The following is a 15,485-nucleotide window of genomic DNA, read 5'->3' on the forward strand; positions in this document are numbered from 1 at the left end:
AGAGAGTAAGTTACCTCCAAAGGTAAAGGAGGATACTTCTGATAAAAAGCAAGAACTACCGCCACTACCAAATCTCAATATTAAGGAGAAGAAGGTAGAGAGTAAGTTACCTCCAAAGGTAAAGGAGGATACTTCTGATAAAAAGCAAGAACTACCGCCACTACCAAATCTCAACATTAAGGAGAGGAAGGTAGAGAGTAAGTTACCTCCAAAGGTAAAGGAGGATACTTCTGATAAAAAGCAAGAATTACCGCCACTACCAAATCTCAACATTAAGGAGAAGAAGATAGAGAGTAAAAATGAAAATAAAGAAAGTAAGAGTGGATTAAAAAATAAAAAGAATTTTAAAATTGATACTTCTTTTCTAGATAATGACTAACCCATTTGATTAATTAAATCAAACATAGGTAAATAAAGAGATATAACAATTGTTCCAACAATAGCTGCGACTACAAATATGACCATAGGTTCCATCGCCTTTGTCAAGACTGTAACTGCTTCTTCAACTTCTCTCTTGTAGAAATTAGATAAGTTTTCAAGCATAAATGATAATGCTCCAGTCTCTTCACCTATCTTGATCATAGATATTAATAATCTTGGAATTACTTTCGCATTTGATAAAGATACGCTCAATTCTTGCCCTTGAGTGACAAGAGATATAGCTCTTCGTAAAGCAATTTTTATTATCTCATTATTTGAAGCATTAATACATCTTTCTAATCCTTCTACTAGAGGAATACCTGAATTTATTAATGTACTTAAAGTATCAGACATTGATGCAAGTTCAGATTTTAATATCAAGTCACCAAAAAGTGGAACTTTTAAAATCAAACGATCAAAGAACTCGCGACCTTGTTGACTCGCATATGAAGTTTTGAATAGATATAAAACTATAAAAATTATTATCGGAGCTCCAATTGCAAAAGTCGGGGAAGTTACAAATTTGGAAAGAGTTAACATAAAGCCAGTTAGAGCAGGCAATTCTGCACCCATGCCTTTAAACATTTCATCAAATGTTGGCACTATAAAAATCAATAAAGCAAGACTTATTGTTACTGCTAAAACTAGAATGGCTATTGGATAAATTAATGCCCCTGTTATTTGTCCTTTAATTTTACTTTGAGCTTCAAGTAAAAGGGCTAACCTATCTAAAACTTCTGATAAAATTCCTCCAGCTTCTCCAGCTTCAATTAACCCTATCGTAATTGGAGCAAATATCCTTGGGTAAGAATTTAAACATGAAGATAACTCTTCTCCACTATTGAGTTTCTTTGAAATATCAAAAATACATGCTCCAAATTCTTTATTTGTCATATTCTCAGCAAGTAATTCTAATCCTTGTGATAATGGAACTCCACTTTTTAGCATTACTGCCATTTGTCTAAAGAAAACCAAAAGATCATTCTGAGGCACTTTTAGTTTTGTATTTGGGGGATAATCAAGATATGACTCTTCTCCAAATACGATCCCAAATACTTTTATTGGAGGTGTTCTCTGGATTGAATTAGTTTCAACTATTGATTTGCCATACTCTGCCATAATTAAAATTTAATAGCTTTTTTATTTGAAGCTTTACCTAAAGCTTCTTCTTGTGTAATTAATCCATCTGAATATAAATTATTTAAACACTGCTCAAGTGTATTCATCCCTTCTTGGCTGCCTGTCTGAAGTTGAGAATATATTTGACTTACTTTCTTCTCTCTTATTAAATTGCCAATGGCTGGTGTATTGACCATTAACTCATAGGCTAATGATCTTTTCCCTTTGGTATTTTTGCATAATGTCTGAGACATTATTCCAGCAAGAGAAGTTGATACTTGTAGCCTTGCTTGTTCTTGTTGATCTGCTGGGAAAACATCTACTATCCTTTCAACAGTTTTAGCAGCTGAGGAAGTATGTAATGTGCCTAAAACTAAATGGCCAGTTTCTGCGGCTGTAATTGCAAGCTGGATTGTCTCTAGATCTCTCATCTCTCCAATATAAATAACATCTGGATCTTCTCTTAATGCAGCCCTAAGAGCTGTAGAAAATGAATTTGTATCTCTTTTGACTTCTCTTTGATGAATTATTGAATTTTTAGTATGGTTGAAAATAAATTCAATAGGATCTTCAATAGTTAATACATGCCTACATTGGGTTTCTAACATACAGTTGATAAATGCAGCCAAAGTAGTTGATTTGCCTGAACCAGTTGGACCAGTGCAAAGTACGAGACCTCTGTGCAATTTGGATAAGTTTATAAATGAATCAGGTAGTCCTAAATCTTGCCATTTTGGTAGATCATTAGGCAGGAGTCTTAGAGTGAGGCATCTTTTTTCATTTGCAACGTAAGCATTTATTCTTAATCTTGATAGACCTTCTAATCCTATAGAGGTATCTAAGTCTGCTGTTTGATTAAATTCTTCTAATTTAACTTCTCCTAATAACTCCAGCAATAATTGATCCATATCATCAGATTCAAGCTTTTGAGGACTTATTTTTATATCAGAATTAACTCGCACTGCGATAGGCGCTCCTTCCTCAAGATGTATATCAGAAGAACCCGCTTGTATTGCGAAACTTACTATTTCTCTTGCAATGGACATCTTAAGAATTTATAAATCTGTCTTACATACTCTAATTAATTCTGCAGTGGTAGTTAAGTGATCTTTAACTAACTCAACACCATATTGAGTCAGAGTAAGCATATTGTTTTGAGTTACAGCAATTTGTTCGACTTCTTTATCAGTTTTACCCTCTGATATCGCATTTTGGATTTTACTATCTACTAGTAAAAGTTCATATGCACCAATCCTCCCTTTATAACCCGACCCTAGACATTGAGGACAAAGTGTATTTTCTTTTTTTCTTTTATTTTTTTCTTCTGCTGAAAGGGTATTTGCGTACATAATTGGCGTATTTTTCCCAATTTGAAATTCTCTGGCTTCACTCTCTGATATTGGTCTTTTTATACCACATCCTGTACAAACCCTTCTTAATAATCTTTGAGCTAAAACACCTCTAACACTTGCATTTAATTTATATTTGGGGACATCCATATCTAAAAGTCTTGTTAATGAACTTGTTGAAGAATTAGCATGAAGGGTTGTAAAAACCAAATGACCTGTCTCAGCAGCATCCATTGATGATTCAGCTGTTTCTGGATCCCTTGTCTCTCCTATAAGAATAACGTCAGGATCCTGCCTTAAAAAAGTTCTTAGAATCATTGCAAATGTTTGACCTTTAGCTCGGTTAACCTGAACTTGGTTTATGTCACCACCCATCTCATATTCAATAGGATCTTCTGCCGTAACAATGTTCGTATCTCCTGTATCTTTCTCTTGTAATGCTGCAGCAAGAGTAGTGGACTTCCCGGAACCTGTTGGGCCTGAAACAATAACAATTCCATTTGTCGCGTTCATTATTCTTCGGAAATCTTTTCTAACACTTTCAATATGAATTAAGGTATCAAGATTCAAAGTTGATGCATCACTATTTAGTATCCTGAGTACCATTTTTTCTCCATGCTTTCCTGGTACTGTTGAACAACGAAATTCAAGTTTATTACCTTCAAATTTTCTAAGAATTTTTCCATCTTGACTTGCTCTCCTTTCTGCAATATCCATCATTGCCATGTTTTTCAAACATGCAACTAATTGTATTCCGGGCTTTCTTGGTAAACCCATAAATTTTTGCATAACACCATCTTTCCTTACCCGGATTTTATAACTATCTTCTCTAGGCTCAATATGTATATCAGATACTCCTTCAGTCGTTTTTGCATATATGAGGACACCTCCAGCAGCTTTTTGAATTTTACTCTCCATCATTTCTAATGCTAAATCAGCACTATCTATCTCAACCTCACTTGACTCATCATCATCATCAAATTCAAATTTAATGCCATTAGGATCATTATCTGTAGTTTGTTTTATAGCCTCAAGGACTGCATCTTCATCAAATTGCGATATCTCAATACTTTCTCCACTAATAAATCTCTCTTCAGAAGCATCATCAAGTATTTCTTGAATTTCTTCTTGAGATTTTTCTACAAATTCGCACTTTAAATTATCACCAGATTGTAAGATTCTTTGCTTTATTGGCTCCGCAATGGTTCCTAAATAGGAATAATTAGCAATTGCTATTTTTAATATTCCAGGATTCATAGGCAAACTGGGTTCCACATAAAGTGGAACTACCAAGTTATCCCTACACCATTGCAGAGAAAAATATTTATCAACTAATTTTCTTACGCTTGTAGCTGTATATTGCTTAGCCATTTTCTATCTCTTATTCCAGCATATACATTCTTTATAAGCCCATTTAAGCATAGCGTTATCACAAATTGGTGGCTTAGGAAAGGGGGTACACGTTGGAGGAGGAGGAGGAGGAGGAGGAGGAGGAGGAGGAGCAGCTCCGCATGTATCTTTATATTCTGAATATTCAACCTGGTTACCATCACATATCCATATTTTATCCCCACAAGGTTTGGGACCACCCTCTGATTTTACTGGGTTATATTTATACTCCCCCTCCGTCTTCAGCCTATCTTTTTGGTAATTATATTCGCAAGCTTTTTCGTACCATTTATCTGGTTCATTCCATTCACTCCCAGTATGAAACCAAAACCTTTGATCCCCACATGCTACTGTTGTCTCTCCAGAAGCAGGGCTGATGTAGGTAGAATTATTTTTATTCTTTTGATTTTTCGCCCATTCTGTACATTCTTCACCTAATTCTCTTTCACGTGCCTTTTCTATTCCTCCATTGCACGAAACTACTTCACCTTTATAAAGGCAAACTGGTTGAATGCATTTTTTTTCGACACTATCCCATCTCGAAGTTTGTCCTACAAATCCAGAGACAAGCTTTTTTTTATAATCTTTTTCACAATTTTCTTCTGCTATTTGTAGACGTTCCAATTCCGCAAAATATGCTTCCTGTTCTGGTGATAGACCACAAAGTTGTCCAGCCCAACCTTTACATGAGTTAAGAGCTTTCGGATCATTTGATGGAGTAGCTCTCTTTTGAACTCCTGCTGGTGAAACTATAAAAGAAAAGGCGTATAAAAACTTCTCTTCTTGATCTGCAGGGATTATTCTTGTGAAACTACATTTTGATTTTTCTTGTTCACCCCCAAAACCATCAATCTTATAACCTAAAGTCAATAATTTCTCATTATCTATAGTGTCAGGCCTTGCTTCTTCTCTAAATGTTTGAATCTCAGTCGCAATTCTTAATTTCCCTAAACATTCAGCTGCATATGAATTCATTAAAGCTTTAGCTTCTTCAATTCTGTTAAGTTTAAGAGTATTTAAGAATGCTGGGAAAGAAAATGCCAAAATCGCAGATAAACCAGCTAAAACTACAACAAGCTCTACAAGTGTAAATCCTACTTGTTCTTTATCTTCACTTATGATTTTGCTATCTTTGGATATTTTCATTTAATATCCATAAGTTTCGAGTAATTTAAATTATATTATTCTTTAAGAATTAATGCAATAAATGAATAAATATAGCTTAAAAATAGCTATTTTAAATTCATAATTATTATATAGTTTTCATCATCTAAATTAATATTTATTGTCTCTAGAGAGGGGCTTATATTTTTTACAACAGCCTTTGGAGGGAGTAATTTGGTATTTATATCTCCAATTGAATCAATATCAATTATTCCTTCTTTGTTTTTGTATTCAACAAAAGCATAATCTTTATTATTAAGTGATAAGAAACCTTTTAGTTTGAAATCAGGAATCGATCTATTTGAATCGTTACCAAAAGATGAAAATGGATCTTTTTTCCCATATTTTATTGAACTGGTAATATCCTCCTTTTTATCCAATGAAATTAAATTTAATTCAACTTCTTTACTTTCTTGAATGATTTCATTTTGATTATCAATAGACTTGGCCGGTTTTGGAATAGTATTTTTGAAACTAGATAAATCTAAATCAACATTACTTGGACTTTTGCTGCAGCTAGAAATCAATATGATTCCTGAAAGAGTAAATAAAAAGTTTTGTAATGAATATTTTTTCATAAAAAAAAATCTCAAGATTTTAGTCTTGAGATTCGAATGGTTTTGATGATATTACCAAGTACCTGCCCCTTTGCCATCTGCAGCAGTTGCAGTACATCCAGCTCTTTCACCATGAGAACATGTTTTTACAGCGACACCATCACCATCCATATAAATTTCGAAGTCAGAATCATTCGCATTACTATCAGCATCAGCAATTGCTCCGAAACAAGAATCACCACCCTGAGGAGGATCGCCTGCTCTTTGCTTTACTTCAAAACCTCTAAATGCTTTTGGACTGGCGAAGGATTTTGCAGCTGAAAATGTTGTTGCTGAATTCTCTGCTTGAAGAACAAAACATTCTTTTATTCCGTTAACCAAACCGTTTTGCACCGCTGATGCTCTAGCATTTGCTTGGACATTAGTAAATGAAGGTATTGCTACTGCGGATAGAATAGCTAAAACAGCAATAACGACGACAAGTTCAATAAGTGAGAAACCTTCTTCTCCGGGCTTTGTAGACAAGGTTTTTTGAACTCTTTTATTTTTAAGAAAAACTTCTATTAATGTCATAATTACTAGGAAGTAGTAAATGTAATACTAAAAATTATATACATTAAGTAAAAAAATTACAATTATTTTATGTTTATATTAAAAATATATACGTTAATTTATCAATTGAAGTGATTGAAATCATTCAAAACATTTATAAATTAGTTTTAGGTTTGTGTGTTGGTAGTTTTCTAAATGTTGTAATCTTTAGGCTCCCTCAAGAGATATCAATAATTAATCCAAGAAGTTTTTGCCCAAACTGTAAAAATAAAATTATTTTTCGTGAAAATATTCCAATTATCAGTTGGATATTACTTAAAGGTAGATGTTCTTTTTGCGGCACAAGTATAAATATTAGATATCCATTAATCGAAATTTTAACTGGAATTCTTTTCCTTGTTTTTTCAGAATCTTCACCTGAATTATATAATTTTAATCAAAATTTATTTATTGAAAATATATTTTCTTGGCTGTTTTTATCTATTCTTTTAGTAATAAGTTTTATTGATATTGATTATTTCTGGGTGCCACAGTCTTTAATTAATTTTGGACTTTTAAGTGGATTTTTTAATCTCTGTTTAATAGGAATTTATAATAATAATAATATTCTTTCTATTTACCTTTTTGAAGGCTTAATAGCATCGATAGTAAGTTATTTGTTTTTTGAAATAATAAGAATTTCTGCAAAAGTAATATACAAGCGTGATGCCCTAGGAAAAGGCGATTCTAAGTTAGTCTCTATGATTTCTATTTGGCTTGGTCCGCTTGGAATTATTTTAAGTTTAGGAATTTCTTATGTTATAGCGGCTGTACTAATAATAATTTTGCTTAAATTAAAAAAAATTAAAAAAGGTCAAATGATACCCTTTGCTCCTTTTCTTTCTATAGGGGGATTAATAATTTGGTACTTTGGAAATCAACCTTTACTAAGATTTATATATAGTTTTTAGATTTAATTAATTAATATTTATTTGCAGAATTTATTTAGTAATTTAATTGCTGCACCATCAATTTTTGAATAAGTAAATGCTTCTCTTTCAATGTTTATTAATTCCTCAGGATTTTGGCTATAAAAATTGTGTAAATTTAAATTTATATTTTTTGAGAATTCTAGTGGTAGGCCTATCCTTTTTGGGAAGTCTCCTCGATTACCACTATTACAACTCTGAGAGACATGAATAACTTCATGTCTTAATACGTTGAGAAATGTAGGAGACCCCATGTTAATAGTTCTGTAATTTATCATTATTAAATCTTGGATTGGGACCCAAAGACCTAGAGTCTCATTTCCTATATTTGCCAATTTATTATTGATTTTTAATTCATTAATTCGTTTTAAAAGAGTTAATATTTTTTTTCTATCATTTTTGTAGAAATCACTTCCTAGTGAGATCCTTTTTTTTATTTCTTTTAAATTGATATCACTTTCTCCTGGCCTCTTAATATAGGAATAATAAGACGAGCCATCGATTTTGTTGACCAATTTAGGGGTTAATTTTTTATCTGCCTTAGAAAGTCTTAGCATTAAGTCATTTAAATTAATCGATTCAATCTTCATAGAATTTTTTTCTAACTTATTAATTGAATTCTTGTTGGATGTAGGCGAACAAGATAATAATAAAAAGATGGAAAATAAAAATATTAGAAAATTAAATTTCCTAGATATAAATGACATTACTTTTCTCTAAGTCTAAATTTAGAAATATTGGAGTAGGCTTTTTTTAATGCAATAAAAGTTAAAATTTTTGTTTGATAGAAGCTCATTTTTAAAAAAAGAATTATTAATTTCTGGGTTGAAAATTTATCATTACTAAATTTATAGGAATTATAAATAATATATATTTCTTTAATTTCTTTTTCTAGATGGGGGTAAGAATCTAAAACTCTTAAGCAAAACGATTTGAGTGTTTCTCCTTTTTTTTTGGTGATACTGAAAGTTTTTAATAAAGATAAATATATATTTAAATTTAATCTTAAGAGTCCAATCTTTTTTTTGTTTTCAAGTAATAAAAGACTAATAATGGTTAGAAATAATAAAAAAGCAAAAAATAAGATCGAAATTAAACGATTAAATACTAGATTTTCTGAGAATTTTATTATTTTGAATCTTCTATTAATTATCTCAGCTATATAGTTAATATCTTGTTCGATTCTGGTTAAATTAAAGATATATTTTAGATTAATATTTTTTGCAAATTTTCTTAATCTTGATTCATCTTTATTTATCAGTAATGTTGATGCCTTAATTCGTTCAGGGAATACCCACGAAGTGGGATCAACTCTTATCCAACCTTTATTTTCAATCCATATTTCGTTCCATGCATGTGCGTAAGTATTATCAATCAGAAGATAGTTTTTATTTTTTGCATCTTTAAATATTTCACCTCCTTGAAAACCAATTACTACTCTCGCTGGAATATTTGCATATCGCATTAACAATGCAAAACTTGCTGCAAAATGTTCACAAAATCCTCTTTTTTTTTGAAAAAGAAAGTCATCATAAGGTGATTTTTTACTCATATTTCCTGGGTTTATTGAATAAGTAAAACCCCCTTTCAAAAACCATTCTCTTGATTTTCCTAATATTTCCTCTGGAGTAGATGATTCATTTAACCATTTTTTTGATAATTGAAAAAGTAATTTATTTTTTATCTCACTATTTAGGCTTATTTTTTGGGGAGCAATTTCTCTCCATGCGTTTTTTTCATGAATAATTTCATATTGGTCTCTTTTATTTAATTTTTTGCTTCCAAGAAGAACACCTTTTTTAGTTATTGATAAATTTTCACTTTTAGAATTTCCTTTACCACTCCATGGCCTTTGCATAATGTAGTTAGGCTCTAATATCCATCTTTCACTTTTTAACATTTCTCTATTAAAATTTTCTTCTACAATGTTTTTCTGGATAATATTTTGTTTGTTGAATTTTGAAGTTGATGTCCAAGTATTATTTTTGAATCTATCTAAGACATATACTCTCCAATATCTATTTTCTGGTTTTGGTAATTGATCACTAAAAAAGACACGAGCTACTAATTCTCCATTTTGAGCTAGTGAATTTATATCGCCAGGTCTTAATTCATCATTTAGGCCTGTTTTTGCTGTTGTTTTGAAATTCTGCCTTAACCATGGTTTAGGAGATGGAATATTAATAAAAGAAATTAATGTTAGAGGTAAAAATGAAATTAAAATTAAAAGTTGTTTAAATATGTTTTCACTTTTATATTTATTAAGAACTAATAAACTATTTATCAGTAAAATTAAAGAAAATATATGAATTAGATTAGAAATAAAACCTATATTGAAGAGCGAACTAGTTCCAATACAGAGAAATAATAATAAAATTATATTTTTGTTATTGAGATTATTCCTTACTTCAATCATTTTTATTGATGTAAGTAACCATAACAAATTATTTAATGCAAGAAACCAATCTTCAGAGTTACTGATAACGATAAAATAACAATTGAATATCCAAATAATAAATTCAACTATAAAAATTTTATTTATAGCTTTTTGGCTTAATTTAGAAAAAATTGAAAAATATAAATTTGGCCCTAAAAAAATAATTACTGAAATTAAAAAATTTTTATTAATAAATAAATTTGCAAATAAAAATATATAAATACATAAAATAGTTATATTAAATCTTTTCATGATTGAAGTAAGCTAGCATTGTGAGGCATTTTTGATAATGCTTTTCACTTTTATTTGGGGTGATGAATTCATTTTTGCTAAGTAATATTCCAAAAACTTTATTATTTTGATAATGATTATAAATTTCAAAACATAAATGCTCAAGTGCTTTTTCAATTGGTAAGTTTTTGTTTAATAACAACCATTTATCATTAGTATTTTCATTAGCAAAGTTTTTTGATAAAAGAATTCTTGATCTTGCCATGGATTTCCAATGAATGGATGATTTTCTTTCCCCTTCTCTGTAAGGCTTTATATTTATAAATTGATCTCCATTTTTATTGTTGAAATTTTTATTTTTATTTTTGTTACCTTTAAAGTTTTGTTTATTTATCTTTCCTTTTTTTTTCTGTGGTGCAACTACGAAATTTTCAATTGGTAGCCAATAGAACCAACAATTAAAAAGAGAAAAAGGTGAAGATGATTCACCATAAATTATGTCTGGATTATATATACCTCTTTTCTTACCTTTTATTGGTAGAGATTCAATTTTTCTTTCTACAATTTTTTCTATGAAAATAAATTTATTTTCTTCATTAAGAAATTTTAGTTTAATATTGTTTCTAATTTTTTTTGTATCCAGGATAATTCGATATTTAATTTCAGAATTAGCAAAATTAATTTTTTGATTTATTGATATAAGTTCTAGGCCATGAATATTGAAATGCGTAAGAAATAAGCTTATTACAAAAACTATAATCATTAAATATGATATAAAAACAGTTAGATTATTCTCTAAGTTAATTCCTAAAATATATATAGTAATTAAGGTAAGGATCCAATAAAGTCCAAAAAGATTTGGAAAGATATAAAGATTTTTAAAACCTAGTACTATTTTCCCAGACTTTTTATAAAATTTTCTATAAAACCATTTATTTTGATTAACGAATTGCATCCACTTCTTGAATTATTTTTTCAGATAGTGAAGAAGAATCAATATATCCATTATCCAATCTATGTTCAGCGACTGATTTAAAAATGTATTGAACGTGATCCGGTGTAACGTCAGTGGCACCATTTACATAAGCACATGCTTTTGATGCATTTATAACTGCAATCGCGGCTCTTGTGCTTAATCCCCCTTCCCTGAGTCTTCTACTTTCTGAAAGTAAATCTAATATGTATTCATAAATTTCATTTGATAATTTTTTATTAATTAACTCTTTTTGAATAAATATGAGATCATCTTTAGACATTATTTGTTTGATTGCACTGGGAGTTTTATTCTCTCCCTTTAAAATCTCTTTTTCAGCTTCTCTATTTGGTTTCCCTAGAGATATCCTCATTAAAAATCGATCTAATTGAGATTCGGGGAGAGGTGATGTACCGACTTGATCTAAAGGGTTTTGAGTTGCGATTACGAAAAATTGAGAAGGTAGTTTCATCGTTACACCTTCTATATTAATTTCATTGTCATTCATTGCTTCCAGTAAGGCGCTTTGTGTTCTTGGACTGGCTCTATTTATTTCATCTGCTAAAAAGAAATTACTGAAGATTGGGCCAGGCTCAAACTGGAAAGATGACTTTTCTGAATTGAATACATTTATACCGATAATATCTGAAGGTAAAAGGTCACTTGTAAAGTGTACAGATTTTGAATTTAGACCAAAGCATTTAGCAAGAGTTTTAGATAAGGTCGATTTCCCTGTCCCAGGGAGATCTTCTATGAGTAAGTGACCTTTAGCCAAAAGACATATAACTGCCAATTTAATTTGTTTTTCATTACCAAGAATTACTTTATTTAGTTCATCTAAAAGTGAATTAATTTTTTCTTTCATAATTGAAAGTAAAGTTTCTATGTTATACCCATCATAATTATCTTTTATAAATGTAACTGCAAAAAAAAACTCCCTAAGTTATAGGGAGTTTTTTAAAAGTTGTAAGATCTAACTAGTGTAAGATTTACCTCTATAAGTAAGTTCATTATGCTGTTTTTTTACAGCTTCCTTGTTTTGAGTGTACTTTTGTCCTCTGTAAATAAGAGTCATTTTTTAAGCTCCGGTTTCGCTTAAGTCCCCGTTCCATGGCCTAAGTCGATTTGCGGCTTGCTAAACGCAAGTTGAACGTTTTTGGTAGCGGTTGCTACAAATTTATACTAACATCTGAGAAAATTATTTGTCTAGGTCTTTAATAAATAAACTTAATATTTTTATTATGAAATTAGGCTCCTACTAAAAATATATATGTTTATTTTTATGAAGTTTCTTGCAGGTTACATTTTGTTCGTTTTTCAGAAGTATTTTTTATTTAATGAACTTTTAAATGTAAAATTCTTAGGATTATAAAATTTGTTTTATGTTTTCTAAAAGCAAAAAACCTACAGTAAAAAAATCTGCAATAGTTGAAGAAACTCCATTATTTGCTCAATTACTACCATTCGCAAATAGAATGAATGATAAGGTTCAATTAGTAAATGCTTTGGCTTTTACTTTTATTATGGGATTCTCAATTTTTGGAATTGCTTTATGGAAACTCTCAGCGCTGACCTAATTCTTTAATTTTTGCAAAGCTTCAATTTTTGATTCTTTATTTTTAATTATGGTTATTAACCATTTAGAGGCAACCCCTCTAGATATTGATCTATTTTTTAAAAATCTACATATATAAATATGTAGATTTTTTTCGTTTTTGGAATTAAATTTTTCTTCAAATTCTAATATATCCGCTTCTAGCGTTCTCTTTTTAAGCTCATCAACTAAGGCATGGCTTGAGGAATCATTAAATAGGTTCCCAATATTTAAGCTTAATGTCATAAATAGTTTATGTACCTATTAAAGAGGTAGCCGTAAATCCAATTTTTAAAAACTAATTTATATTTTTTATTTACAAATAATCTAATATTAATCTTTTGGTTTGGCCAGAGGAAGAAGACACTTATCTGAATCACAACCCGCTGGTCCTGCTTCAGATAGTTCTCCAACATCATATTTATTAAGAGCGTCAAAGAAATCACTATTGACTTTCCTCTCTAATACTTTATTTTGCAATGATATATATTCCTCTTTGCTTATTGGTTCAAAAGGTAACCTCGGGAAAGTAGCGTTAGCACTAAATCGAGCCAACAATGCCGCTGAAATATATCCTTCATTATTTTCTATTGCATTATGAATAGCTTTTGCTAAATCCTCGATTTCATTTTCTCTAAATTCTACGGTTGCAGAGGTATTATGCTCTGTGTAAAATTTCTGCACTTGCATGTAAAAATCAAATTGAGCTAATGCTGAGAAATTATTGATGTCTATTTGGTCTGCGCCCTTTATGTTTGCCCAACTAACTTCTGTAGGTATTTCAACTAACCATTCTGTACATCTTGGATCAAATGGATTATCGAGCAAGCATCCATTTTCATCTTTATCTGATTGAGATGGAACAACTGAGTAACCATAATCCATGCAAGCTAAAGCAATTGGGTCATTTTTCCTGAAAGTTATTCTTCTTATGAATCTTTGAGCCTTTGGAGGATGCCATCCTGGAGCTGCTCCAGTAAGAAGACTCTTAGTTCCCGCTGGCTGTACTGTTGTGCATCTATTTGGTCTTCTTAGATTATGCTTATCACAATATTCCCATACAGTTTCTTTTACTATTTTTCTCCAATAATCTAGGAATTTAGCTTCCTTTTCTTTGAAGGCCTTCCCTTCTTCGTTATTTGGCCTTCCTGCTTCCCACCATTTCAACCATGGCGTCCCAAAGGCATGGACACAAAAATCAAATAATCCAGTGAAACTTACTCCCACAATAGGATCATATTCCCTACTTTTTCTGTAACGCTCAACTTCAAATTCATGGTTAAGTAAGCATGCTACAGAAAGAGCCGCTGCTTTAAAAGCCTTTTTTTGCTCTTCAAAATTTCCTGGATCAATTTGATTTAAATGAACTTCAGCTAAATTGCAGTGGAAATCATTTCCCAAGATCTCACCACAAGGGTTAAGTCCATATCTGCTCATCCTGTGGTCCAACTCTTCTTCTGAAAATGGACCATAACTACTATTTATCCAATTTCTCGCTTCATCCTTACCTTGTTCTGAGTAGATTTCAATAAATTCTTTTCTCAATTCATCATCCTTGAGAATATCTGCATTTGATCTTGCGATTGCTTCTGGAGCAAATTGAATAGCTCCCTCCCCGGAATAGAATTGTTTCGTTACTGCATCTAAAACAGTTTGGTAAGTTGGTTTAGTATGGTAAACCCTAGTATGATTAGCCATCCTTAGGGCATCTTTTTCAGGATCTATTCTCCAATTACCATTCTCATCTTGACTCCATAAATTTTCTTTCGCAGATGCTGCTTCCTTATCATCTGAAGCAAATTGTCTCATTCCAGCACTTCTTCTTATATTCCCAGCAACTATGGTTACTGCAGCTTCATCAATTAATAAACAACACTCTACAGTACTTAATTTCCTTCCTATCGCTTTTCCAAGAAGTGATGCGACTCTAGAGTAAAGATCTTTCAGTTTGATAGGATTTGCCATACCACCAAAACCTTTTAATGATTCTCCAGCAGGCCTAATATCTTCCAAATCAATATAAACATCAATTTCTCTTGCAAGATTCTCGTTACTTGATGCCTCAAGAAGATATTTATAGCTATCTACCCATCCTCTTCTGCTATCTCCAACTTTGATATGTAGGTCTTTACCTTTGATTTCTAATGATGATTTTTCTTCCCTTTGATCTTTAGGAGTGATTCCAACTTCGCTAACTCTTTTAATGTTTATTTTGTTTATTACAGTAGGTAAATTGTTTATAAAATGAGGCTCAATTATTGCACCTGTGCCACAACCCATCATTGCTAAGTCCATCATTAAAGCAAAGGCTTCCCAATCAATTAAATTTGTTGAAGTACAGTTGTATGCCCCGGAAAAATTTTGGTTTTTATTAATCCAAGGAGTTCCTCCAATCCATAACCATCTCCCTGATGGTTGAGCTTTTTGGTTGCTTTGCATCTCTCTCATCAGGATCAATTCTTCATCAGAAAGTTTTCCTAATTCTTTTAAGCCTGATAAATTCCTTTGGCCTACTTCGCTCCAGTTCTCCCTTTTGCCAGATGAAGTTTTTCTACTGTAAGATCTGAAAAAAACTGGATAAGCAGCTGGAGCAGTCTTTGGAAAATCATCTTTTTTAAGATTATTGGAATTGCTCTCTGAAGAAGCTTTATTTGGTGCAACAGTCACGATAAAAAAAATGTATGTAAATAACCTGTACTGGAAGAATAACTCTACCTGTGGCGTCTGCAACC

16 protein-coding genes are annotated in these 15,485 nt (G+C 31.2%); 3 read left to right on the forward strand and 13 right to left on the reverse strand.

Features of this window, described 5'->3' with window-relative positions; genetic code table 11:
* Positions 1-379: hypothetical protein (locus tag EU91_RS09295; RefSeq protein ID WP_032524207.1), on the forward strand; the 379-nt coding region annotated here is incomplete at its 5' end.
* Here the strand turns inward: EU91_RS09295 and EU91_RS05355 are convergent.
* The 6 genes from EU91_RS05355 to EU91_RS08955 all read right to left on the reverse strand — a co-directional run bounded on the left by EU91_RS05355 (position 376) and on the right by EU91_RS08955 (position 6,571).
* Entirely contained in the window at positions 376-1,539 is a 1,164-nt protein-coding gene (locus EU91_RS05355) for a type II secretion system F family protein (RefSeq protein ID WP_082303026.1), read from the reverse strand. The genes EU91_RS09295 and EU91_RS05355 overlap by 4 nt on opposite strands.
* A 2-nt stretch (positions 1,540-1,541) precedes the next feature.
* Complete coding sequence (locus EU91_RS05350) at positions 1,542-2,585, reverse strand: type IV pilus twitching motility protein PilT (protein ID WP_032524208.1); 1,044 nt, start codon at positions 2,583-2,585, stop codon at positions 1,542-1,544.
* Positions 2,586-2,594: 9 nt separating this feature from the next.
* The gene (locus EU91_RS05345) at positions 2,595-4,259 is read right to left on the reverse strand and encodes a GspE/PulE family protein (RefSeq protein ID WP_032524209.1); all 1,665 of its coding nucleotides are present in this window, start codon (positions 4,257-4,259) and stop codon (positions 2,595-2,597) included.
* Positions 4,260-4,262: 3 nt separating this feature from the next.
* A complete protein-coding gene (locus EU91_RS05340) occupies positions 4,263-5,423 on the reverse strand; it encodes a pilus assembly FimT family protein (protein WP_032524210.1) in 1,161 nt (386 codons plus the stop codon).
* A gap of 86 nt (positions 5,424-5,509) precedes the next feature.
* A complete protein-coding gene (locus EU91_RS05335) occupies positions 5,510-6,019 on the reverse strand; it encodes a hypothetical protein (protein ID WP_032524211.1) in 510 nt (169 codons plus the stop codon).
* Between the two features lie 51 nt (positions 6,020-6,070).
* A complete protein-coding gene (locus EU91_RS08955; protein ID WP_052041271.1) occupies positions 6,071-6,571 on the reverse strand; it encodes a pilus assembly FimT family protein in 501 nt (166 codons plus the stop codon).
* 110 nt (positions 6,572-6,681) lie between these two features.
* On the opposite strand from EU91_RS08955, the gene EU91_RS05330 reads away from it, so the two are divergent.
* A complete protein-coding gene (locus tag EU91_RS05330; protein WP_052041273.1) occupies positions 6,682-7,500 on the forward strand; it encodes a prepilin peptidase in 819 nt (272 codons plus the stop codon).
* Positions 7,501-7,517: 17 nt separating this feature from the next.
* Here EU91_RS05330 and EU91_RS05325 read toward each other — a convergent pair whose 3' ends face one another.
* The 5 genes from EU91_RS05325 to EU91_RS09020 all read right to left on the reverse strand — a co-directional run bounded on the left by EU91_RS05325 (position 7,518) and on the right by EU91_RS09020 (position 12,234).
* A complete protein-coding gene (locus tag EU91_RS05325) occupies positions 7,518-8,108 on the reverse strand; it encodes a hypothetical protein (protein ID WP_152556170.1) in 591 nt (196 codons plus the stop codon).
* A 116-nt stretch (positions 8,109-8,224) separates the two neighbouring features.
* Positions 8,225-10,207, reverse strand: a complete 1,983-nt coding sequence (locus EU91_RS05320) for a transglutaminaseTgpA domain-containing protein (RefSeq protein WP_032524213.1) — start codon at positions 10,205-10,207, stop codon at positions 8,225-8,227.
* Entirely contained in the window at positions 10,194-11,141 is a 948-nt protein-coding gene (locus EU91_RS05315; RefSeq protein WP_032524214.1) for a DUF58 domain-containing protein, read from the reverse strand. Before EU91_RS05315 ends, EU91_RS05320 begins: the two co-directional genes overlap by 14 nt.
* Entirely contained in the window at positions 11,128-12,024 is an 897-nt protein-coding gene (locus tag EU91_RS05310) for an AAA family ATPase (protein WP_082303027.1), read from the reverse strand. The genes EU91_RS05315 and EU91_RS05310 overlap by 14 nt, the downstream gene beginning before the upstream one ends.
* 108 nt (positions 12,025-12,132) lie before the next feature.
* Complete coding sequence (locus EU91_RS09020; protein ID WP_072012890.1) at positions 12,133-12,234, reverse strand: DUF4278 domain-containing protein; 102 nt, start codon at positions 12,232-12,234, stop codon at positions 12,133-12,135.
* Between the two features lie 307 nt (positions 12,235-12,541).
* Here EU91_RS09020 and EU91_RS05305 point away from each other — a divergent pair, with 307 nt between their 5' ends.
* Positions 12,542-12,736, forward strand: coding sequence for a hypothetical protein (locus tag EU91_RS05305; RefSeq protein ID WP_032524216.1), 195 nt, complete (start codon positions 12,542-12,544; stop codon positions 12,734-12,736).
* Here EU91_RS05305 and EU91_RS05300 read toward each other — a convergent pair.
* The gene (locus EU91_RS05300; RefSeq protein ID WP_032524217.1) at positions 12,733-12,999 is read right to left on the reverse strand and encodes an RNA recognition motif-containing protein; all 267 of its coding nucleotides are present in this window, start codon (positions 12,997-12,999) and stop codon (positions 12,733-12,735) included. The two genes, EU91_RS05305 and EU91_RS05300, sit on opposite strands and share 4 nt — an antisense overlap.
* An 87-nt stretch (positions 13,000-13,086) precedes the next feature.
* Positions 13,087-15,420 carry a ribonucleoside-triphosphate reductase, adenosylcobalamin-dependent gene (gene nrdJ / locus EU91_RS05295; RefSeq protein ID WP_032524218.1) on the reverse strand — a complete coding sequence of 778 codons (2,334 nt, stop codon included), beginning with the start codon at positions 15,418-15,420 and terminating at the stop codon, positions 13,087-13,089.
* Between the last annotated feature and the right edge of the window lie 65 nt (positions 15,421-15,485).

The sequence above is a fragment of the Prochlorococcus marinus str. GP2 genome, assembly GCF_000759885.1.
GTDB lineage: Bacteria > Cyanobacteriota > Cyanobacteriia > PCC-6307 > Cyanobiaceae > Prochlorococcus_A > Prochlorococcus_A marinus_J.

What these genes read in the sequence shown, in the direction of transcription:
- EU91_RS05355 (WP_082303026.1), bottom strand. Translation starts at nt 1,539, where the DNA reads ATGGCAGAGTATGGCAAATCAATAGTTGAAACTAATTCAATCCAGAGA.
- EU91_RS05350 (WP_032524208.1), bottom strand. Translation starts at nt 2,585, where the DNA reads ATGTCCATTGCAAGAGAAATAGTAAGTTTCGCAATACAAGCGGGTTCT.
- EU91_RS05345 (WP_032524209.1), bottom strand. Translation starts at nt 4,259, where the DNA reads ATGGCTAAGCAATATACAGCTACAAGCGTAAGAAAATTAGTTGATAAA.
- EU91_RS05340 (WP_032524210.1), bottom strand. Translation starts at nt 5,423, where the DNA reads ATGAAAATATCCAAAGATAGCAAAATCATAAGTGAAGATAAAGAACAA.
- EU91_RS05335 (WP_032524211.1), bottom strand. Translation starts at nt 6,019, where the DNA reads ATGAAAAAATATTCATTACAAAACTTTTTATTTACTCTTTCAGGAATC.
- EU91_RS08955 (WP_052041271.1), bottom strand. Translation starts at nt 6,571, where the DNA reads ATGACATTAATAGAAGTTTTTCTTAAAAATAAAAGAGTTCAAAAAACC.
- EU91_RS05325 (WP_152556170.1), bottom strand. Translation starts at nt 8,108, where the DNA reads ATGAAGATTGAATCGATTAATTTAAATGACTTAATGCTAAGACTTTCT.
- EU91_RS05320 (WP_032524213.1), bottom strand. Translation starts at nt 10,207, where the DNA reads ATGAAAAGATTTAATATAACTATTTTATGTATTTATATATTTTTATTT.
- EU91_RS05315 (WP_032524214.1), bottom strand. Translation starts at nt 11,141, where the DNA reads ATGCAATTCGTTAATCAAAATAAATGGTTTTATAGAAAATTTTATAAA.
- EU91_RS05310 (WP_082303027.1), bottom strand. Translation starts at nt 12,024, where the DNA reads ATGAAAGAAAAAATTAATTCACTTTTAGATGAACTAAATAAAGTAATT.
- EU91_RS09020 (WP_072012890.1), bottom strand. Translation starts at nt 12,234, where the DNA reads ATGACTCTTATTTACAGAGGACAAAAGTACACTCAAAACAAGGAAGCT.
- EU91_RS05305 (WP_032524216.1), top strand. Translation starts at nt 12,542, where the DNA reads ATGTTTTCTAAAAGCAAAAAACCTACAGTAAAAAAATCTGCAATAGTT.
- EU91_RS05300 (WP_032524217.1), bottom strand. Translation starts at nt 12,999, where the DNA reads ATGACATTAAGCTTAAATATTGGGAACCTATTTAATGATTCCTCAAGC.